The sequence below is a fragment of the Anaerovibrio sp. JC8 genome (assembly GCF_002100115.1).
In the GTDB taxonomy this organism is placed as follows: domain Bacteria; phylum Bacillota; class Negativicutes; order Selenomonadales; family Selenomonadaceae; genus Anaerovibrio.
Genome location: NZ_ANBM01000003.1, coordinates 207,924 through 227,634, shown reverse-complemented (window position 1 = coordinate 227,634; position 19,711 = coordinate 207,924). Strand labels below are relative to the sequence as shown.

Annotated in this window: 20 protein-coding genes; 19 read left to right on the top strand and 1 reads right to left on the bottom strand. The window is 45.5% G+C overall.

Annotation, left to right across the window (positions count from 1 at the left end; translation table 11 throughout):
* Nucleotides 1–15: 15 nt before the first annotated feature.
* The 9 genes from D081_RS04085 (at nt 16) to D081_RS04045 (ending at nt 7,355) form a co-directional block, all read left to right on the top strand.
* Nucleotides 16–1,632: an NERD domain-containing protein gene (locus D081_RS04085; protein WP_085022858.1), complete on the top strand. Its 1,617-nt coding sequence runs from the start codon at nt 16–18 to the stop codon at nt 1,630–1,632.
* A gap of 16 nt (nt 1,633–1,648) precedes the next feature.
* Nucleotides 1,649–1,813, top strand: a complete 165-nt coding sequence (locus D081_RS12610) for a hypothetical protein (protein ID WP_158087547.1) — start codon at nt 1,649–1,651, stop codon at nt 1,811–1,813.
* 108 nt (nt 1,814–1,921) lie between these two features.
* Nucleotides 1,922–2,419 carry a hypothetical protein gene (locus D081_RS04080; protein WP_085022857.1) on the top strand — a complete coding sequence of 166 codons (498 nt, stop codon included), beginning with the start codon at nt 1,922–1,924 and terminating at the stop codon, nt 2,417–2,419.
* Nucleotides 2,420–2,445: 26 nt separating this feature from the next.
* Nucleotides 2,446–2,631, top strand: a complete 186-nt coding sequence (locus D081_RS04075; RefSeq protein WP_085022856.1) for a hypothetical protein — start codon at nt 2,446–2,448, stop codon at nt 2,629–2,631.
* 156 nt (nt 2,632–2,787) lie between these two features.
* Nucleotides 2,788–3,192, top strand: a complete 405-nt coding sequence (locus D081_RS04070) for a YkvA family protein (RefSeq protein ID WP_085022855.1) — start codon at nt 2,788–2,790, stop codon at nt 3,190–3,192.
* An 87-nt stretch (nt 3,193–3,279) separates the two neighbouring features.
* Complete coding sequence (locus D081_RS04065) at nt 3,280–3,708, top strand: hypothetical protein (protein WP_143272115.1); 429 nt, start codon at nt 3,280–3,282, stop codon at nt 3,706–3,708.
* 267 nt (nt 3,709–3,975) lie between these two features.
* Nucleotides 3,976–4,281, top strand: coding sequence for a hypothetical protein (locus D081_RS04055; RefSeq protein ID WP_085022852.1), 306 nt, complete (start codon nt 3,976–3,978; stop codon nt 4,279–4,281).
* 11 nt (nt 4,282–4,292) lie between these two features.
* Nucleotides 4,293–5,258, top strand: coding sequence for a tetratricopeptide repeat protein (locus tag D081_RS04050; protein WP_085022851.1), 966 nt, complete (start codon nt 4,293–4,295; stop codon nt 5,256–5,258).
* Between the two features lie 66 nt (nt 5,259–5,324).
* On the top strand, nt 5,325–7,355 hold the full coding sequence (locus D081_RS04045) for a hypothetical protein (RefSeq protein ID WP_085022850.1): 2,031 nt from the start codon (nt 5,325–5,327) through the stop codon (nt 7,353–7,355).
* A gap of 131 nt (nt 7,356–7,486) precedes the next feature.
* Here D081_RS04045 and D081_RS04040 read toward each other — a convergent pair whose 3' ends face one another.
* Entirely contained in the window at nt 7,487–7,708 is a 222-nt protein-coding gene (locus D081_RS04040) for a hypothetical protein (RefSeq protein WP_085022849.1), read from the bottom strand.
* Between the two features lie 367 nt (nt 7,709–8,075).
* Between D081_RS04040 and tig the strand changes: the two genes are divergently transcribed.
* The 10 genes from tig to D081_RS03985 all read left to right on the top strand — a co-directional run bounded on the left by tig (nt 8,076) and on the right by D081_RS03985 (nt 19,627).
* Nucleotides 8,076–9,365, top strand: a complete 1,290-nt coding sequence (tig, locus tag D081_RS04035) for a trigger factor (RefSeq protein WP_085022848.1) — start codon at nt 8,076–8,078, stop codon at nt 9,363–9,365.
* Between the two features lie 195 nt (nt 9,366–9,560).
* On the top strand, nt 9,561–10,169 hold the full coding sequence (clpP, locus tag D081_RS04030; protein ID WP_085022847.1) for an ATP-dependent Clp endopeptidase proteolytic subunit ClpP: 609 nt from the start codon (nt 9,561–9,563) through the stop codon (nt 10,167–10,169).
* Between the two features lie 12 nt (nt 10,170–10,181).
* On the top strand, nt 10,182–11,444 hold the full coding sequence (clpX, locus tag D081_RS04025; protein WP_085022846.1) for an ATP-dependent Clp protease ATP-binding subunit ClpX: 1,263 nt from the start codon (nt 10,182–10,184) through the stop codon (nt 11,442–11,444).
* 118 nt (nt 11,445–11,562) lie between these two features.
* On the top strand, nt 11,563–13,830 hold the full coding sequence (gene lon / locus D081_RS04020; protein WP_233127420.1) for an endopeptidase La: 2,268 nt from the start codon (nt 11,563–11,565) through the stop codon (nt 13,828–13,830).
* Between the two features lie 7 nt (nt 13,831–13,837).
* Nucleotides 13,838–14,485, top strand: a complete 648-nt coding sequence (gene yihA / locus D081_RS04015) for a ribosome biogenesis GTP-binding protein YihA/YsxC (RefSeq protein WP_085022844.1) — start codon at nt 13,838–13,840, stop codon at nt 14,483–14,485.
* A 123-nt stretch (nt 14,486–14,608) separates the two neighbouring features.
* Nucleotides 14,609–15,064, top strand: coding sequence for an AsnC family transcriptional regulator (locus D081_RS04010; RefSeq protein WP_085022843.1), 456 nt, complete (start codon nt 14,609–14,611; stop codon nt 15,062–15,064).
* Between the two features lie 8 nt (nt 15,065–15,072).
* Complete coding sequence (locus D081_RS04005; protein ID WP_085022842.1) at nt 15,073–15,546, top strand: AsnC family transcriptional regulator; 474 nt, start codon at nt 15,073–15,075, stop codon at nt 15,544–15,546.
* A gap of 118 nt (nt 15,547–15,664) precedes the next feature.
* A complete protein-coding gene (locus tag D081_RS04000; RefSeq protein WP_085022841.1) occupies nt 15,665–16,858 on the top strand; it encodes a pyridoxal phosphate-dependent aminotransferase in 1,194 nt (397 codons plus the stop codon).
* A gap of 77 nt (nt 16,859–16,935) precedes the next feature.
* Nucleotides 16,936–17,385, top strand: a complete 450-nt coding sequence (locus D081_RS03995; protein ID WP_085022840.1) for a hypothetical protein — start codon at nt 16,936–16,938, stop codon at nt 17,383–17,385.
* Between the two features lie 526 nt (nt 17,386–17,911).
* Nucleotides 17,912–19,627 (top strand): methyl-accepting chemotaxis protein, encoded by a 1,716-nt coding sequence (locus D081_RS03985; RefSeq protein ID WP_085022838.1) that lies wholly within the window; start codon nt 17,912–17,914, stop codon nt 19,625–19,627.
* Nucleotides 19,628–19,711: the final 84 nt, after the last annotated feature.

Genomic DNA, 19,711 nt, shown 5'->3' with positions numbered 1-19,711 from the left:
ATTTGGAGAAAAATCATGGCAAAAATGTACCCATCTGTAGTACAAGATTTTCATAACAGTCAGGGCGAGAAGCTGGTTTATGAGGCTCTTAGCACCCTTAACAACGATTACACGGTGTTTTATTCCTATCGTTGGTTGGGGACAAGCCAGCAGTACCGCAGTGAGGGGGAAGCGGATTTTCTTGTGCTGCATCCACGAAAGGGCATATTGTCCATTGAGGTCAAGGCCGGGGGAATATCCTTCCGTGATGGACAGTGGATACAGACAAATCGTCTTACCGGGGAGGAGAAGGTAATTGATCCCCTAGGGCAGGCGGCTGAGAGTCAGCACAAAGTCCACAATCTCTTACGTGGGAAATTTGGTACCAGATTTCGTGATTATATGATTGGACGGGCGGTGTGGTTTACATCAGCCCATTTTTCCAGCAGTGTGCCACTGCCGCCGGAGGTTACCCCTGACATATTGCTGGATGAGTCCGCATTGGACTATCCGGAAAAGGCATTGGACAGGGCCTTTGAGTTTTGGCAGGATAATATGAATAAGCGTCAGGAACTTAATCAGGGGGAATTTAAAGAGATAGTTAAGTTTCTCATGCCGAAATTTGAGATTGTGGAGTCTATTTCCAGTTATGCAAGAGATGAAAAGGAATCATATATCCAGATGACAAGCCGGCAGGGGGCTGTTTTACATTTTTTGCAGGAACAGCCTATGGCGGCTATCCATGGTCCTGCGGGCACGGGCAAAACCCTTTTGGCGGTGCAAAAAGCCAAGATGCTGGCGGAGCAGGGGAAAAATGTACTTTATTTGTGCTTCAACGAATTCCTGTTTAACCATCTGCGAAACAGTGATTATGACCATGAGCATATTACTTTTCACAATGTTCGTACCCTGGCAGAGGAGCTTATGGAAGATACTTCACTGGCTATAAATGAAGTGATTCCGGCATTTGAGGAGTTTTTTGCCAAAGAGTATGATGATGAAAAATGGCCGTATCCAAACATCGTGGTGGACGAGGGGCAGGATGTCAGTGACCAGATATTGGAGCATTTGGCCTTTCTGGCCGAAGTAAATGATGGTATCTTTTACGTGTTCTATGACCGCAATCAATATATAATGCAGCGGAATAAGCCAGAATGGCTTGATAAGAATGCAGAGTGCCGATTGGTGCTATATAAAAATTGCCGTAATACTGCCGAGATTGGCAGGCTGGCTGGTGAAATTATTGGCTTAAAGCTAAATAGCTATGTTAATGAGGTACACGGGCTGGAACCACGTACAGATTACTACAAGGATGAAAAACAGCTCGCTGGTATTGCCGATAAATTTGTTCGTGAAATGCGGGAAGAAGGTATCAATACTGATGATTTTGTAATTCTGACAGTAGATAGCGTAAAAAAGAGCCTTTTAAAGACGTATAAGCTGGGCGGATTGCCTGTGTCTGAAATTCGGGCAAAGGATACAGTGTGGTTTACATCTGTGAGGAAATTTAAAGGCCTGGAGGCCAAGGCAGTTCTGCTTATTGATGCCAAAAAGAGCAGGATTGAAAATTCGTTGCAGCAAAGAATTATGTATGTGGGCTGTTCCAGAGCCAATACTTATTTGCAGTTAGCCATAATGGACGATGAGGATTAAACGAGGGGGGAGGTCTATGCTGGAAAAACTGAAGAAGGTACTGTCCGATGAGAAGAAATGCGAAAAATGTGGCTCTGAGGATCATGTGGAGAAGGTTTATATTTCCAATATAACTGGGCATGGACATTTTGAGTATTTGTGTGCCAGCTGTGCTTTGAAAGAGAAGGTAAAAGTATATTAAAAATAATTCAAAGGTTGCCGGGGCGGCAACCTTTTCGCATTTTTCTTATTTTATAATTAAGTCATCCTAAAGAAACTCATTTACGAAAAATCAAAGGAGGAATTAATTATGAGTTGGTGGAAAAACGGTTTGTTGTTGGGTGTAGGCGGTATTGCAGGACTGGCTCTTGCAGCATGGCTGGAGTCTGAGGGGAAGTTTGATGATGATCTTTTTAGAGTTCCAAGGGATTCCAGGCGGGAGCCCACCACTGCAGAAAGAATTGAGGCACTGATGGAAAAAATCCGGGATGAAGCAAAGTGGGCCATAGCTGAGTGTACTACTGATGAACAGCGGGAAAAGGTTTATGAGGAAGTAAAGTCATCTATCCAGAAGCTTCAGGCTGCTCTTGAGCGGAGCGGGGACAAGATTATTACTGACCTCAAGGCGACGACCAAGGAGGATGAGGATGATGAATTGGGCGGCTCTGATCCGCTGACAAAGTACAGGAGCACTTTGGAAAAGCTTCTTAAGGACTTGGATAATGGCAAGTCGGCAGGGGAGGATGAAAATGTCATTAGAATGGAATTACCTGACGGCACAACCAGAACGGCTGTAAGACCGTCATAATACTTTTGATAAGGGAGCTGAGATGTATGTTTATCAGAGGGTTTGATATTAGGGACATAGCCTGTGATGGCTACGGATTTACTGCGGAAACATCTGGGATGAACAGATATATGTCGAAGTACCTGAAAAAGCTTGAGGCAGATACTGAGAAAAAAGCTGCGCAATCTAAGGAGGAGCAGAAAGAGCAGCAAAAGCCACGTTATAAGAAATAGTTCACGTTGTAGAAAAATGGTATCAGGCAGTATAAATTCCCCCTTGGTCCCCAAAGGGCCAGGGGGAAACCTTTCAGCTTGATTTCCGTGTACTATTTTTAAAGCAGGAAATGTATCTGATTTTGTAGAACTGTAGCTGACAAGGGAGGACTTATCATGAATAATGAAACTATTGAGGCTGATTTCAGCGATATTGAAGTAGAAAACTATGTGGAGGATTACTCGGAAGAGGGGCTTTGGTCCAAGATAAAGGATAATGTTGCCTCCATTGGTATTGGTCTGATTTACAAGGCGTTACAGCTTTATTATGTGGCCCAGTCCCCAAAGTGTCCCATGAAGGTCAAGACCGGGATTTATGGTGCTCTGGGATATTTGATTTCCCCGTTTGACTTTATTCCGGATTTTGCGCCAATCGTTGGTTATACCGATGATGCTGCGGCCATTGGCATCGCCCTGCTTTTGGCCCAGATGTATATTGATGATGATATTAAGGCTCAGGCCAGGGGAAAAATAAAGGATATATTCGGTGTTAAGGCTCTGGAAAAGCTGGATGAGGAATAAGAGATTGTTGTGACATTTTAACTCTTAGGGTGCCAATTATGCTTTATTAGAGCTGTTAAAGTAATAATAAAAAGTCAATGGCGAGGCGTGAATGATATGGACTATAAACCGATTGTTTTTGATAAGGAATATTCTGCATTTGAATACGGGCCTGATGATTGGGATCCTTTTGCCACTACACTGGTGTTTGATGACAATAATTGGATGCACTACAAGCTTACTGCTGATTTACCGACCAAAGTTTATGGAAAAATAAGGCTGAAATTTGAATATTGTGGCAGTGAAACCTGCCATATGGAAATTACCAAATTACAGCCTATATACAATGATGCCCGCTATATAACTGTTTTTGAATTTAGTGCAGAGCTGTTCAAAAAACATATTATTAAATTCATGGAGAGACATATCAGTAGTTGGGACGAGGAATATGCATTTAGTGGAGAAAAAGAAATAGTAGCGTTCTATAATGCTGTAGTGACAGCTCCTGATACCAAACTGCTGCGGGATTGGGCATGATTATTTGGAAATAGTATGAACACTATGGGGGGAGGTGCGTAAATTTGAGTAGGACCAGTAGGAAACAGCAACACAGGAAATATTTTAAAAGGGATATTAACAGGAGACCTTTAAAACCTATTCCTTATGATGATCAATTAAGTCATTTTGTGCTTTCAAGTGATACAGATTTTCGTGACGAAATGTACACGCACTTGTTTCTTGATGATTATGACTGGATGATTTATAAACTTAAAACATTTTTTTAATACCAAGGATTACGGAAAATTGACCATTGAGTTTGAGTATTTTGGTGGTGGGATGAGTGAGATGCACGTAATCCAGGAAATAGATAATAAAATATATGCCCATAAGATTGATTTTAATACTAGAATTTTTGAAAAACATATAAAGGAATTTATGAGGAAACATATAGGGCACTGGGGTGATAAACAACCTTTCAATGGCTTGGATGTGGCTGTGGGGTTTTATAACGGCGTTTTGGAGAATTTCGCAAAATATGAATTAAAGAAATGTTCGCCGGATGATAATGTGTACGATAATAAATATTTTTGGTATCAATATTGCTGGTGAGGTGTGGAACAATGAAGAAAGGAGACAAATATATTTGTTATTTTTGTGGTGAGCGGCGGCGCAGTTCCAAGGGTCGGCCACCAGAGGGGAATTGTCCAAAAAGCAGTGAATTTAAGCATCATTTGTGGATTGATGATAAACGTGTATCTCAGCGTTTGCGGAAAGCTTTCAGGGAAAGAATAGCAGAGCCTTTGAGTGCGGGACAAATGTGTTCTATTGGGAAGTATTATGCAAATGCTCAGCAAATGGAAAAATCTATGGAGTGGTATCGGAAGGCTGCTGAGGCGGAAGATATGGAGGCAATCCTTACCATAGGCAGTGCCTACGTAGAGGGGAGCGGCGTTACAAAAGATATTGGTGAAGCCATTAAGTGGTATCAAAATGCCGCCAATAACGGAAACAGGTATGCAAAAAAAGTTATGCTGGAATTTCATGAAAAGTATAGTACGGGTGCAACATTGGAATATGTTAAACAAGAGGCTGATAAGGGGGAACTGAAGGCTGTTCTTTTGTTGGCCCGTTCCTATGAGTCTGGAAAAGGCATTGCGCAGGATAAGACGAAAGCTTTGGGATTGTACCGCCAGGTAGCAGAGAAGGTTACAATAGGGCCATCCTTTATGATTGGTGGGGCGATGATAGGGGGCGGCGGACTTTGGGACGGAATTATTATGGATGTTTTGGTTCAAACGAATGAAAACAACGTATATGACATGGTACGACGGGGCTACGCCTTTGAGCATGGGACCCATGGTGTTGAGCAGGATAAAAATGAAGCCCTGAAATGGTATCAAAAGGCCGCTGATGCAGGAGATAGTTATGCTATGTTTGCCCTTGGTAATGAGTATGCAAGGGAAGAAAACAAGGACGAGGAAAAAGCTTTAATGTGGTATCGGAAGGCTGCTGAGGTTGGTTTGGAACTTGTGATGAAGGAAAGGAAAAAATGGGCTTCACCTGATATAGAATATCTGGACAATTAAGTTAAATTAGAGTATAATTTCTCTAACATTAATAGATAAGATTTTTTAGGCATAGAAGGTTCCTGTATGAATATAATCACCGCCGCCCTTTTGGTGGCGGTTGGAAAGACTTACCTTCCGCCTATTTTTTCAATGATGGTGCGGTTGCTTGATAGCAACCGTTTCTTGTTTATGGAGGTGCTGACTATGTTTACTGCCTATGAAAAAGCTGTTCTTACATTGTTTAGAGCTGTACCTCGTACAGGCAAAATATCAGCACAGCCGGATAATGAAAAAGATGCTGCCCATGGCATATATATAACCGATGAAGCTATGGCTGCCTGCCCGTCTTTGCAGGATATTGACAGCCATAAATTTTTGTGGGAAAAATTCGGCTATGACATGTGGGCCATGAATCAGGGCTTTTATAAGAATTTTCATGAGGTACAGGAAGCCTCGTCAAAGCAGTGGCTAATTCATCAGATTTTGCATTACATGTCGGTATACCTACAAAATGGTGATATGACAACTGCGGAAAAAGTTGATAGCAATTTGGTTTTTATACCACAAACGGAGCTTAATTTGCCTGACGGCGAACCAATAAAACTCACGGTCATTGATGTTATTGAGGATAAAGAAATAAAAAATCGGGTGCGCAAGGCAATTATGTCAGGGATGGCTTTGTCTCAGGAAACACTGGACTGTGTGGTCGTTATTATGCGGGAGCTGGATATGCTGTCCTTGGACTTAGCGACAATACCTAACAAGGAGTTGCGGGTACGGCTATATGATCAATTGGATCAGATTCCTGCCATTGCCCAGGAATTTTTGCGCCTGTTGTTATTTAAGACCACGGGCAATAGTTTGCTGATAAAAAGTCAATCTGTTATTAGGCATATAAGACTGTTGCGGGAGTATAAAAAGCTGGATTGGACCGCCGACTTGTTTCAGCAATTTGTGAACCAAAATGGAATTGAGCCTTTGGCTGCAGAGTTTTTGCGTTATAAAAAGCTATGGCTGGCTTTCAAGGGGGATGCCACAGTTTCACGCATTATCAACAAGGCCAGAAAATATTCTGAAAGATGCAAATATGTAAAGAATATAGGTTTATTGGAACGTATCACATGGGATGATTCTGTAAAAACAGATGAGGTTATTGCGGAACTTTCAAAGGTTTCCTTCTATAAAAAAGTGGTTTTGGCCAATTGTTTGTTATATCGTCAGAATAACCCGAAGTCGGCCTTATATCTGATTCGAAATGGCACAGCCTTTGCTAGGGAACTGACGGCTCCTCCGCAGTTTACTGCTAAGCATAAGGAAATTCTGGAGGCGGTAATAGCAAATATTGTGGAAGATGTCAAAATGAAGGTAGGGGGAAAGGTGTTTTATATTCCTGATACAGTGGAATACGCCATGCCTACAAGTGAAAAGCATTTTGTAGGTGGCGTGCCTTTTTACTCTGCCCTGAATTTGGACAAGGACGTAGTAATAGGTATACATTGGGAAAATTTATCTTCTGAACGGGTGGATTTGGATTTACATTATGTATCGGGTAAGTATTATGTGGGGTGGAATACCCAGCAGAACAGATTGGAAGAAGTTATATTTTCCGGAGATATGACAGATGCACCAAAAGATAAAGGCGGTGCCACCGAGGCATTTTTTATCCGGGAGAAGGTGCAGGAGGATTGGGCGGCTGTTTATCTGAATTGCTATACCTACAATCACCAGCCAGTGCCATATAAATTTGTGGTGGGAAATGTGGGACCTGAGTACATTAACCATGATTATTTGATTAATTGTCATAAGATGGTATTGAATATCAACAATTCCATAGACCGTGGGGAAGATTTCCTGGGGTTCCTGGCAGCAGATGAAATTGGCACCAAAACCTTCTATTTTATGAATGCCAGTTTTGGAGACAGCATTGTGGCCTGTGATGATGAGAAGGGGAAAAATGCCATAAAAGCCATGACAACACAAGTGACAACAGTGCTGAAGCTAAGAGATGTGCTTAATATGGCAGGAGCCACGGTGGTTAATGAGCTCTCAGATGCGGTTGATGTTGATTTGTCCCTGGACAAGGTCACTAAAGATACTTTTATAAATTTGCTGTAATTATAAGTTTTTTACAATAGTCCCATCTGTCGGCGTATTGGTGGCAATAGGGCAGTAAAGAAACTCCCAGCAACACGCTCTAATTGGAACTTGTTACTGGGAGCTTTCGTTGTGAAGTAATATTGTTGTAATTAGCTTACCTCGGCATGATCATAGGCAGCATCATCAAAGAAATCATCCTGACTGGATATGAAATCAAGGATATCAGCAGTTAAGGCTTCTGGATGATTCGCCATGAAGGCCTCGACCTTTTTCTGCCTGGATGGTTTCTTTTTTACATATGTCAGCACGGCTACAACAAAACCATAATATGTATCTTTGACATTATTTAGTCTTATTGTCAGTTTCTCCATCGTAGGCACCCCCTTAATGCTCATCTATGACCCGTAAGAATATGTTGTAGTTGTCAAAACCATGATTCTCAAACCAATAAACGTATGCCTTACCATCAATGCCGAAAGAGGCATGGGCGGCAATAGGCTTTCCTTTGTATTGTACTTCGTAAATTTGATTAATTTCTGAACACATTTTAACATATTCCTAAAAATTGAGCCAAAATGTTGGTTTGTAAAATATTATATAAATGCCCATAGCCATAAAAACTGTTGAGTAACTTGTATTAAATCCCCATATATGCTATTATGTTTACTATGTGGGCATAAACAGGTCACAAGTGGGTTAAAGCCCCATAAAGAATACATTAGGAGGTCTTTTAAGACAATGGAAGTTAGTGTAAAAGATTTAGAGAACCAGCAGGTTGAATTGAACATTACTGTTCCAGCTGCAGAGCTGAGCAAGGCATACGATGCAGCAGCAAAGAAGATTGCTGGCCGTGTAAATATCCCTGGTTTCCGTAAGGGTAAGGCACCAAAGAATATTGTAGAGCGTCACGTTGGCAAGCAGTACATTATGACTGATGCTTTTGAGATGGTTGCTCCTAAGGCATTGGATGAGGCTCTTAAGCAGGAGCAGCTTGAGATCGTTACCCGTCCTGAGATTGACGTTGATACTCTTGAGCTGGGCAAGGACCTGGTATTCAAGGCTGTTTCCACCAAGAAGCCTGAGGTTGAGCTTGGTGAGTACAAGGGCCTGAAGGTAGAGGTTGAGAAGGACGTTGTTGATGATGAGGCAGTTCAGCAGCAGCTGGTTCGCATGCTGGACCGTCAGGCTGACATGGTTGAGGCTGAAGAGGGCGCTGCTGTTGAGAAGGATAACTTCATCACTCTCGACTTCAAGGGCTTTGTAGATGGTGAGGCTTTCGCTGGTGGCGAGGGCAAGGATTATCCTCTCCAGATTGGTTCCAATGCATTTATCCCAGGCTTTGAGGATCAGCTCATCGGCGCCAAGGTTGGCGAGGAGAAGGAAGTTAATGTAACCTTCCCAGAGGAGTATCATTCTGAGGAGCTTAAGGGCAAGCCTGCAGTATTCAAGTGCACTGTAAAGAGCATCAAGAAGAAGGTTCTTCCTGAGCTGAACGACGATTTTGCCAAGAAGGCAAGCACCTTCCAGACTCTTGATGAGCTGAAGGCTGATCTGAAGTCCAACCTGGAGAAGAGCGCTGAGACCAAGGCTGAGTCCGAGAAGCGCGAGAAGGCTATCAACATGGCTGCTGACAACGCAAAGGTTGATATCCCAGAGATTATGGTTGAGAACCGTGTAAATGCCATGATTCAGGAGATGTCTCTCCGTCTTGAGCAGCAGGGCCTGAAGCTGGAGCAGTACATGGCTTACGCTGGCACTGATATTACTAAGCTCCGTGAGAACTACAAGGAGACCGCTGCTTCCAACGTAAAGGTTGATCTGGTTCTGGAGGCTATTGCCAAGGCTGAGGGTATCAAGGTTGAGGCTGAGGATCTGGACAACGAGGTTGCTACCATGGCAGCTGCTTATGGCGCAACTCCTGCACAGGTTAAGAAGATCATTGCTGAGCAGGGCCGTCTCGGCGATTTGGCAGGTACCGTTCTGAGAAGAAAGACTGCTAACTTCGTAATCGACAGCATTGCACAGTAATATTGACTGATTAGAAAATTTAATCCACCGCCTGGGGGCTTTCTCCGGGCGGGGATTTAATTTTTATTTGGAGTTTTTTCAGAAAATATTGATAAATTGATGTTATAGTAAAGTCAAGATTGACCATTTAGTGGTATAATAATATGAATGGTTGAACTTAGTTTTGTTATGATATTAATTTTGAGGTGATTTTAATTGAGTTATTTTGTACCTTATGTAGTTGAACAGTCCGGTAATGGTGAGCGTTCTTATGATATATATTCCCGTCTGTTGAAGGACCGCATTGTTATGCTGACCGGTGAAATCAATGACACCGTTGCCAGCTCTGTGGTGGCTCAGCTCCTGTTTTTGGAGTCTGAGGATCCGGACAAGGATATTTATCTCTACATTAACAGCCCTGGTGGTGTAGTTACCGCCGGAATGGCTATTTATGATACTATGCAGTATATTAAGCCTGATGTTTCCACTATCTGTGTAGGTCAGGCTGCCAGCATGGGCTCCCTGCTGCTTACTGCAGGTGCAGAGGGCAAGCGTTTTGCTCTTCCAAATGCCCGGATTATGATTCATCAGCCATTGGGCGGTGCCCGGGGCCAGTCCACTGATATTCAGATTCAGGCCCAGGAGATGCAGCGTACCCGTGATATGATCAACAAGGTGTTGGCCCAGCATTCCGGCCAGCCTTTGGATAAGATTAATGCTGATACTGAGCGTGATAACTTCATGAGTGCTGAAGAAGCAGTAGCTTATGGTTTGGTTGATAAGGTTATTGTTCGTCCGGAGGAGAAATCTGACAAGGACGAGTAAGGAGGCACTGTTATGAGCTTCGATGACAATGAAAAACTGACTTGTTCCTTCTGCGGCAAGACAGAGGATTTAGTAAGAAAACTGGTGGCAGGACCAGGGGTATATATTTGTGATGAATGTATTGAGCTGTGTCAGGAGATTGTGTCCGAGGAAAATGCGGCTGCCACTCCTGAGGAGCTGAAGTCCCTGCCAAAGCCAAAGGAAATCAAGGCTATTCTTGACGAGTACGTAATTGGTCAGGATGAGGCCAAGAAAACCCTGGCAGTAGCGGTGTACAACCACTACAAGCGGATTAATTCCGGCGATATGTTTGATGTTGACGTGGAATTGCAGAAATCCAACATTCTGATGCTGGGTCCGACCGGTAGCGGTAAAACCCTGCTGGCCCAGACTCTGGCCAAGATTTTGCAGGTTCCGTTTGCTGTTGCTGATGCAACTACCTTGACTGAAGCAGGATATGTGGGTGAGGATGTCGAAAATATCCTCTTAAAGCTGATACAGGCTGCTGATTTTGATATTGCCAAGGCTGAGCGGGGCATTGTTTACATCGACGAGATTGATAAGATTTCCCGCAAGGGCGAGAACGTGTCCATTACCCGTGATGTATCCGGTGAGGGCGTTCAGCAGGCCCTTCTGAAGATTTTGGAGGGCACGGTTGCTTCCGTTCCACCGCAGGGGGGCCGCAAGCATCCACATCAGGAGCTTTTGCAGATTGATACCACCAATATTCTCTTTATCTGTGGTGGTGCGTTTGCCGGCATAGAAAAAATAATAAACAAGCGTCGTGGTAACAAGAACATGGGCTTTGGTGCCAAGGTTACTTCCAAGGAAAAGGGAGAGATTGGCGAGGTTCTGAAGCACGTTGTACCTGATGATTTGATGAAGAGCGGTCTGATTCCGGAGTTTATTGGCCGTCTGCCAGTAGTTGTTACTCTGGATTCCCTGGACGAGGATGCTCTGATAGAGATTTTGACCAAGCCAAAGAATGCGTTGGTTAAGCAGTTCAAGGCACTTTTGGATTTGGACGATGTCAGCCTGTCCTTTGATGATGATGCCCTTCGGTCCATTGCCAAGGAGGCACTGAAGCGTAAAACCGGTGCCCGTGGCCTGAGGTCCATAATGGAAGGCATTATGAAGAACGTCATGTATGATATTCCATCTCTTGAGGGCGTTACCAAGTGTCAGGTGACAAAGGCCGTGGTTGAGGATAAGATTGATCCTATCCTGAGCTATGATAAGTCACGGCTTTCTGCCAAAAATGAAGCTTCCGCCTAAAGGGTGAGTTACTATAGACGTTGCTGCTGCAGCGTCTATATTTTTTTAGAAATTGCACCAGGAGGTGTTTTGTTTGAAAAATGAATTGAGACGTTTACCATTGCTGCCACTGCGGGGCATGATGGTATTTCCATATATGATGGTTCATCTGGATGCCGGACGGGAGCAGTCCGTGGCGGCACTGGAGCAGGCCATGCTTGATGACAAGGTAATTATGCTTACAGCCCAGAAGGATGCAGACGTGGAAAAGCCAGGCTTTGCTGATCTGTATTCCGTGGGTACTGTGGCTGAGATAAAGCATCTGGTAAAAATGCCGGGTGGCACTGTGCGGGTACTGGTGGAAGGCCTGTATCGCGCCCAGATTGTGAATTGCTACGATGATGGCGATTTTATTGATGTTGATGTTCATGAATATCAGGATGTAACGGAGGAGAGCCTGGAAATGGAGGCTCTGGTCCGTGTGGTTGTCCATGAATTTGAGCAGTGGGTCAAGACCAGCCGCAAGATTCCGGCTGATGCCATTGTATCCGTGTCCATTATTTCTGACGCAGGCCGTCTGGCGGATATGATTGCCGGACATTTGAATCTTAAGCTGGAGGAGCGTCAGGAGCTGCTGGAATGCATCGACATTAAAGCCCGTCTGGAACGCCTTTATGGTGTGCTGAAGCGGGAGCGGGAAATTCTGGACATTGAGAAGAAGGTCAGTGGCCGGGTCCGCAAGCAGATAGAGAAGGTTCAGAAGGAATATTATCTCCGTGAGAAGGTAAAGGCTATCCACAATGAGCTGGGCGACAAGGACGGCGTTCAGGGGGATATTGAGAGCTACCGCAAGCGTATGCGGAAGGCGAAATATCCTGAGGATGTGGTGAAGACTGTCAATAAGGAAATCAGCCGTCTGGAACGGGCTGGTAACATGTCCCAGGAGGCCAGTGTTATCACCACCTATATTGAGACCCTGCTGGATATGCCGTGGAATGCCACTACGGAGGATAACAAGGATATCAAGAAGGCGGCAGAGGTGCTGGATAAGGACCATTATGGTCTGGAAAAGGTCAAGGAGCGTATTCTGGAATACTTGGCTGTACGCCAGCTGACTGATGGCCAGAATGCCCCTATTATGTGCCTTGTGGGGCCACCTGGTGTTGGTAAGACCTCTCTGGCCAGCTCCGTTGCCCGGGCTTTAAACCGTAAGTTTGTCAGGGCTTCTCTTGGTGGTGTCCGTGATGAGGCAGAAATCCGTGGTCATCGCCGTACCTATGTAGGTGCCATGCCGGGCCGTATTTTGGCGGCTCTTAAAAAGAGCGGTACCAAGAATCCTGTGTTCCTTCTGGATGAGGTGGACAAGCTGGCGGCAGATTATAAGGGGGACCCTACCTCTGCATTGCTGGAGGTTTTGGATCCGGCTCAGAATAACACCTTCAGTGATCACTATGTGGAGCTGCCATTTGATTTGTCCCAGGTGCTGTGGATTGTAACAGCCAACAACTTGGGCAATATTCCTGGTCCGTTGCGGGATCGTATGGAAATTATTACCCTGTCCAGCTACACCGAGCAGGAAAAGCTGGAAATTGCCAAGAGATATCTGGTGCCACGCCAGCATGAGGCCAACGGCCTGACCAGCAAGAATCTGCGGATTGGTGCCGGGGTGATTCAACGTCTTATTACTGAATATACCCGTGAGGCCGGTGTCCGTGAGCTGGAGCGTGTTATTGGCCAGCTCTGCCGCAAGGTTGCCAAGAAGCTGGTGGAGGGTGAGGTAACCAGCGTCAGCGTTACTACCAAGAATTTAGTGGATATTTTGGGCAAGATTAAATATCCTCACAATAAAGAGAAGCGCAAGCCAACAGTAGGCCTGTGCACAGGCATGGCCTGGACCCAGACCGGTGGGGATATTCTCCCTACTGAGGTTAATATCTTCCCAGGCAAGGGTCGGCTGATTCTGACCGGCAAGTTGGGTGATGTAATGAAGGAGTCCGCCCAGGCGGCCCTGTCCTATATTCGCAGTCGCCAGAAGAAGTTTAAACTGGCTGACGATTTCTATGAAACCAATGATATTCACGTTCATTTCCCTGAGGGTGCAGTACCAAAGGATGGCCCATCCGCCGGTATTACCATGGCTACGGCTATGGTATCTGCCCTGACTGGCCGCAAGGTCCGCAGTGATTTGGCCATGACTGGTGAGATCACCATTCGGGGTCGTGTGCTGGCAATCGGCGGCTTGAAGGAAAAGGTGCTGGCGGCTTACCGTGAAGGCATCAAGACCATTATTCTGCCGGAGGAAAACAAGCGGGATATTGAGGAAATTCCTGAAAATGTCCGTGAGAAGCTGGAATTCATCACCGTGGATCACGTGGACAAGGTGCTGGATAATGCACTGCTGAAGTGAGGTAGCTATGGCTGAAAAGGTTATTATTACGCAGGGCAAGTATCTGGCCTCTGCGGTGAAGAAGGAGCAGTATCCCGAGGTTCGCCGCAAGGAAATCGTATTTATTGGCCGGTCCAACGTGGGGAAGTCCTCTTTGATTAATTCCTTGACCAGAGTTAATCAGCTGGCCAGGGTGTCCAGTCAGCCCGGCAAGACCCAGACCATAAACTTTTATGAAATCGGTGCCAAGATAGACGACAACCCGGAGCGGAAGGATTTTTATCTGGTGGATTTGCCTGGCTATGGCTATGCCAAGACCGGGGCACAGCGGCGAAAAATCTGGAGCAAGTTCATCAACGAGTATTTGCTCAGCTCCGAGGATTTGCAGTTTGTCTGCCAGCTTATTGACAGCCGCCATGAGCCTATGGCCTCCGATGTTGATATGTTCCGCTGGCTGGTGGAGCACAATCTGCCGGTGTTGGTCATTGCCACCAAGGTGGACAAGCTCAGCAAGAATGCGGTTGCCAAGAATATTGGTCAGATAAAACGGGCTCTGGGGGTACCGGAGCTGGATGTGCTGCCATATTCATCCGTAAAGAATCTGGGGCGGGATGAGCTGCTTAATGTTATTGCGGATTGCCTGCTGGAGGATGATGAGGCTGAGGACATTGATTAAGAAAAAAGTGAATAGGCTTCACATTTTCTTGACGGTTAAATAGTTGATTTGCTAAAATAATAGTGGCTCCTTTGCTTAAGGGCAGGGGAGCTTTTATTTTTGTGTGGTGTATAAGGAGAGAATATGGAGCTTACAGCCTTTGATAAGCAGCTTCTAAATGTATTGCAGTGCGGAGTTCAGTTCGTGCCGAAGCCCTACGAGGCCATGGCACAGCAGCTGGGGGTATCTGAGGATAGAGTCATCTCCAGGCTGCAGGAGCTGAAAAAGAGTGGTTTTATCCGCAAGGTGGGAGCCTTCTTCAATTCTGATAAATTGGGCTACAGCGGTACCCTTGTGGCGGCAAAGATTGAGCCGGAGCAGGTGGCAGCAGTGGCGGCCAGGATAAATGAGTATCCTGAGATAACCCATAATTACCAGCGGACCTGCGGCTATGTGCTTTGGTTCACTGCCATTACCCACTGCGATGAGAGACGAAAGCAGATTTTGGCGGAAATTCGTCAGCTGCCGGGAGTGATTTCCCTGCTGGATTTGTATTCCCAGAAAAAGTACAAGATAGATGTACAGTTTAAGTTAAAGTGAGGCCGTATATGGAATTTTCGGAAGTCGATAAAAAGATAGTACGGGCCCTTCAGAGTGATTTTCCTATTTGCTCCGAGCCCTACAGGAAGATAGCAGAGGACATTGGTATTTCTCAGGAGGAGCTTTTAAATCGTTTAAATGAAATGAAGGAGGAAGGCATCCTTAGAAAAATGGGTGCTGTTCTCCGCCATGTGGAGGTGGGCTTTAAGGCAAATGCCCTGGTGGTTTGGGTAGTGCCTCCTGAGCAAATGGACGAGGTGGCAGCCAAGATGTGTGCCCACAGCGAGGTTACTCATTGCTATGACCGCAACACGGCCCCGGATTGGCCTTATAACTTCTATACCATGATTCACATGGACAGCAAGGAAAGCTGCATTGAGTTCGCCAGGGAGCTGTCCGAGGAGACTGGTATTACGGAGTATGAGCTGCAATTTACGGAAAAAGAGTGGAAAAAAACAAGCATGCAATACTTTGCTGAGTAAACAAAAGGTGTAAAGTCAGTGTGAAAAACTGGCCTTACACCTATTTTTATTGTATAATTAGTGGCAGTTGTACTATGTAAACAGAATTGCTGATTTTATATGAAATGGGGTATGGGGAATGGTTTCAGAGAAAAGCTATGTGTTAGGTACCAAGAAGTCCACCATCAGGACGATTTTTGAATTTGGCCGCCAGCGGGCTGCAGAAGTGGGGGAGGAAAATGTTTACGATTTTTCCATTGGCAACCCTAACGTGCCGGCTCCTGACAGTGTAAAGCAGGCCATTATTGATATTCTTAATGAAGTGGATTCTGTGGCCCTTCACGGCTATACTGTTGCCCCTGGTGATCCTCAGGTGCGGGAAACCATTGCAAAGAGCATTAACCGTCGCTTTGGTACCAGCTTTGCCGGGAAAAACCTGTTTATGACCAGCGGGGCGGCAGCGGCCATTACCATATGCTTTAAGGCCCTGACGGCAGATGAGGGCAAGAGTGAGTTTATTACCTTTGCACCGTATTTCCCAGAGTACAAGTGCTTTGTGGAGGCTGTAGGCGGGGAGCTGAAGGTGGTACCGGCCAATACGGCTGATTTTCAGATTCAGTTTGACAAGTTTCAGGAAATGCTGACCCCGGACACCAAGGCGGTAATTGTGAATTCCCCGAATAATCCTAGTGGTGTGGTATATTCAGAGGAGACCATCAGAAAGCTGGCAGAAATTCTCAATGCCAAGGAAAAGGAATACGGTCATCCTATTTTCATTATTTCCGATGAGCCATATCGGGAGCTGGTTTATGGCGGTATCACTGTTCCATACATGACCAGGTATTATAAGAACACTTTGGTGTGCTATTCCTGGAGTAAGTCACTGTCCCTGCCGGGTGAGCGTATTGGCTATATAGTAGTGCCTGATGAGGTGGCTGATTTTGGCCGGGTTTACGGTGCAGTTGCCGGGGCAGCCAGAGTTTTGACCCACGTAAATGCCAACTCTTTGTTCCAGCGGGTGGTGGCCCGTTGTGTGGATGAACCGTCTAACATTGCGGCTTACGAACGAAACGGTAATCTCCTTTATAATGGTCTGGTTGAGGCGGGCTTTACCTGCCTGAAGCCTCAGGGGGCCTTTTATCTGTTCCCTAAGGCTCTGGAGGAGGATGACTATGCCTTCTGCGAGCGGGCCAGGAAGTATGATTTGCTTCTGGTTCCGGGATCCGACTTTGGCTGTCCGGGATATTTCAGGGCAGCTTACTGCATTAAACAGGAGACCATTGAGCGCTCCATTCCTGCCTTTAAGAAGCTGGCGGCTGAATACGGAAAATAATATGCTAATTATAATTTTCCTCTAGAATGACGATAAGCTGGTATAGGATTTGTGTAAGCTAAGGAAGGCACCGGATATTGCAGAATATGCAAAAGGAAGGTGAGCTCATGTCGTTAAGAACCAGTAATGCCGCCAATGTGGAGGGGATTAAGGCAACATCCAAGTCCTCCCAGAAGACGGTCAGTACCCCGGAGGAATTTCAGTCCATCCTATGTGAAAAGATTGAATCCGTTCAGGATACCCTTGAGGAAATGAGGGACCAACAGGAAGCAATCAATACCGTTAAAAAGGAAGGTATGGTTACGGAGGTCATCCGTCGCTATATGCCTGATGGAAGTATTGAGATTACCGAGTATGTTGGCAGTAAGGTCAAGAACCGGTATCGTAAACCACCTCATTTGGAGTATGTGCCGGACCCTAATGCTCCTATTCCTAAATCAGAGGATGGGCAACAGCTATTGGCTCAGCAGAGTATGGTGCTGAAGCCGAAGTACAGTCTGGCAGAAGATTTGTTTAATATGTTGTAAACCTTAATGGCTAATGTTTAAAAGCATTAGCCATTTTTATTTCGCAAAAAAAATTCAAAAAATGAAGGATTTATGGTACAGATATAGAATAAAAAACATGAAGGTTGGAGTGGAAAAAGAGTCGGTTCACCTTCATGTTAGCGCAGGGGAGGTTTATGGGGATATAAAGCTCTCCTGCCACCTAATTCAATGGAGAGCAGGTTTTCGGAAAGTTTTGGTTTTGGGGTTTTGTGGCTGGTAATTATCAGAGAGGAGAGTTGCTGGCCTTTTTTGCATGATGATTTGAAATATTTTGTTTGAAATTGCCATACATTTTTGATATAATAGCCCCGTTATGTGTTCATATTAAAAAAATTCTTACATAGATGACTTGAAAAATGATGGTTTTACCTGTGGAAAGGCGCCACATTACTTTTCAGGTCAGTGAAAATGCTGATGAGGGGCTGGATATTCACTGTATGTGAATAGCTGGTCCTTTTGTATGTTTTATGGGCGCTAAGAATTTTTTACTAGGAGGTATATAAATATGTTTTTTAACAACATTAAAGTGGCCGGCAAGCTGCTCATGATTGTAGCAGTGGCAGCAGTGGCTATGCTGGTTATCAGCTTTACTGGCTATCGGGCACTGAACAGTGCTGATGAAGGTATGCATAGCATGTATCAGAAGGAAATGCAGGGTGTGCAGCACTTGGGCAAGGCAGTAGAGTACAGCCGTGTTATGATGGTAAAGACCCTGCAGATTATTACTGCCCAGAATGTTACTGAGGAACGTCTGAATACCTGGAAGAAACAGAAGCAGGAGGGCGTGGATAATGTAGAGAAGTATCTGGCAGAATACAAGGCTGCTGTAAAGGGTACTCCGGCAGAAGATACTTCAGAAATAGATAGAGAGTGGGCCAACTACAAGAAGGTTATGGATCAGGCTGTAGAGATGGCCTCCCAGGGAAAACAGGCAGAAGCGGTAGAATATTATGAAAAGGCTGGTTCTCCGGCTACCCGTGGTCTGCGTGATGCTTTGCATGGTATGCAGGATACCGTTAACGCCCAGGCTGAGGCGGCTGCCCAGGCCAACAGTGATGCCAACAGCAGCGCTGCTATGATGATTATTGTTGTTACTATCGTTGCTATAGTGATTCAGGGCATATTCAGCGTATTTACCGCCAACAATATTACTGGTGCACTTTCTACAATGGTTCATATTTGTGAAAAGCTCCGTGATGGTGATTTCCGTGGTTCCTCCCATGCTATGGACCGAGGTGATGAGTTTGGTCATCTTTCCCGTGTTCTTTCTGAAATGCAGAACACCATGGCTTCCTACATGAAGGGCGTATACAAGGCAATTCAGGATATCAATGATTCCTCCGGAAACCTGAAGGAGGCTTCCATGCAGTCTGCCCAGGCTTCTGTACAGTCTGCTGAGGCTGTAGGCGATGCCGCTCATCTGGTTATGGATCAGGAAAATATGCTGAAGGAAAGCCAGGAGCTCCTTAATAAGGTTAATGACTCCATTCAGGCTATGCGTGGCCATGCCAACGAGGTATCCACCAACTCCATGACTGCTGCGGATGAGGCTGCTCAGGGTAACAAGGCCCTTGAGAAATCCGTTCGTGAGATTCGTGATGTTGAGTCCACCGTAAGCAGCACTGCTGAAATGGTGACCCGTCTTGGTTCCCGTTCCGAGGAAATCGGTGCTATTGTTGATACTATTTCCCAGATTGCCAGCCAGACCAATCTGCTGGCTCTCAATGCTGCTATTGAGGCAGCCCGTGCCGGTGAGCAGGGCCGTGGCTTCTCCGTTGTAGCAGAGGAGGTTCGTAAGCTGGCTGAGCAGTCCGAGGAGGCCGCTCATAAGATTGCTGACCTGATTAATGCAATGCAGAAGGATACTGCTGATGCCGTTGATTCCATGAACAAGGGCTGTGAGGCTGTTGTTAATGGTGCCAAGTCTGTTGAAGATCTGCAGGCGGTATTTGAGCGTATTCATGAGCTGGTTCAGGATGGTGCTGCGAAGACCAAGGCAATGGATGAGGCTATTGTACAGGTTAACGAGGATGCCCAGAACATTTCCAATTCTGTTGTGGAGATTAATTCCAAGGGCCGTGAAGTTTCTTCCCGCATGGAATCTGTTTCCGCAGCTACTGAAGAGCAGTCAGCTTCTTCCGAGGAAATCGCCTCTGCCAGTGAGTCCCTGTCTGTCATGGCAACTGAGCAGAAGCAGGCTCTTAGACAGTTCAAGTTCTGATTGGCTTAGTTCTGTAGCAATGTAAGCAATTAAGGTCCGCTGGACATAAGTCAGGCGGACCTTTTCTTGTGGGGTTAAATGTTT

What these genes read in the sequence shown, in the direction of transcription:
- D081_RS12610 (WP_158087547.1), top strand. Translation starts at nt 1,649, where the DNA reads ATGCTGGAAAAACTGAAGAAGGTACTGTCCGATGAGAAGAAATGCGAA.
- yihA (WP_085022844.1), top strand. Translation starts at nt 13,838, where the DNA reads ATGGCTGAAAAGGTTATTATTACGCAGGGCAAGTATCTGGCCTCTGCG.
- clpX (WP_085022846.1), top strand. Translation starts at nt 10,182, where the DNA reads ATGAGCTTCGATGACAATGAAAAACTGACTTGTTCCTTCTGCGGCAAG.
- lon (WP_233127420.1), top strand. Translation starts at nt 11,563, where the DNA reads ATGATGGTATTTCCATATATGATGGTTCATCTGGATGCCGGACGGGAG.
- D081_RS04000 (WP_085022841.1), top strand. Translation starts at nt 15,665, where the DNA reads ATGGTTTCAGAGAAAAGCTATGTGTTAGGTACCAAGAAGTCCACCATC.
- D081_RS04080 (WP_085022857.1), top strand. Translation starts at nt 1,922, where the DNA reads ATGAGTTGGTGGAAAAACGGTTTGTTGTTGGGTGTAGGCGGTATTGCA.
- D081_RS04010 (WP_085022843.1), top strand. Translation starts at nt 14,609, where the DNA reads ATGGAGCTTACAGCCTTTGATAAGCAGCTTCTAAATGTATTGCAGTGC.
- D081_RS04070 (WP_085022855.1), top strand. Translation starts at nt 2,788, where the DNA reads ATGAATAATGAAACTATTGAGGCTGATTTCAGCGATATTGAAGTAGAA.
- D081_RS04075 (WP_085022856.1), top strand. Translation starts at nt 2,446, where the DNA reads ATGTTTATCAGAGGGTTTGATATTAGGGACATAGCCTGTGATGGCTAC.
- D081_RS04050 (WP_085022851.1), top strand. Translation starts at nt 4,293, where the DNA reads ATGAAGAAAGGAGACAAATATATTTGTTATTTTTGTGGTGAGCGGCGG.
- D081_RS03985 (WP_085022838.1), top strand. Translation starts at nt 17,912, where the DNA reads ATGTTTTTTAACAACATTAAAGTGGCCGGCAAGCTGCTCATGATTGTA.
- D081_RS04045 (WP_085022850.1), top strand. Translation starts at nt 5,325, where the DNA reads ATGAATATAATCACCGCCGCCCTTTTGGTGGCGGTTGGAAAGACTTAC.
- D081_RS04040 (WP_085022849.1), bottom strand. Translation starts at nt 7,708, where the DNA reads ATGGAGAAACTGACAATAAGACTAAATAATGTCAAAGATACATATTAT.
- D081_RS04085 (WP_085022858.1), top strand. Translation starts at nt 16, where the DNA reads ATGGCAAAAATGTACCCATCTGTAGTACAAGATTTTCATAACAGTCAG.
- D081_RS04005 (WP_085022842.1), top strand. Translation starts at nt 15,073, where the DNA reads ATGGAATTTTCGGAAGTCGATAAAAAGATAGTACGGGCCCTTCAGAGT.
- tig (WP_085022848.1), top strand. Translation starts at nt 8,076, where the DNA reads ATGGAAGTTAGTGTAAAAGATTTAGAGAACCAGCAGGTTGAATTGAAC.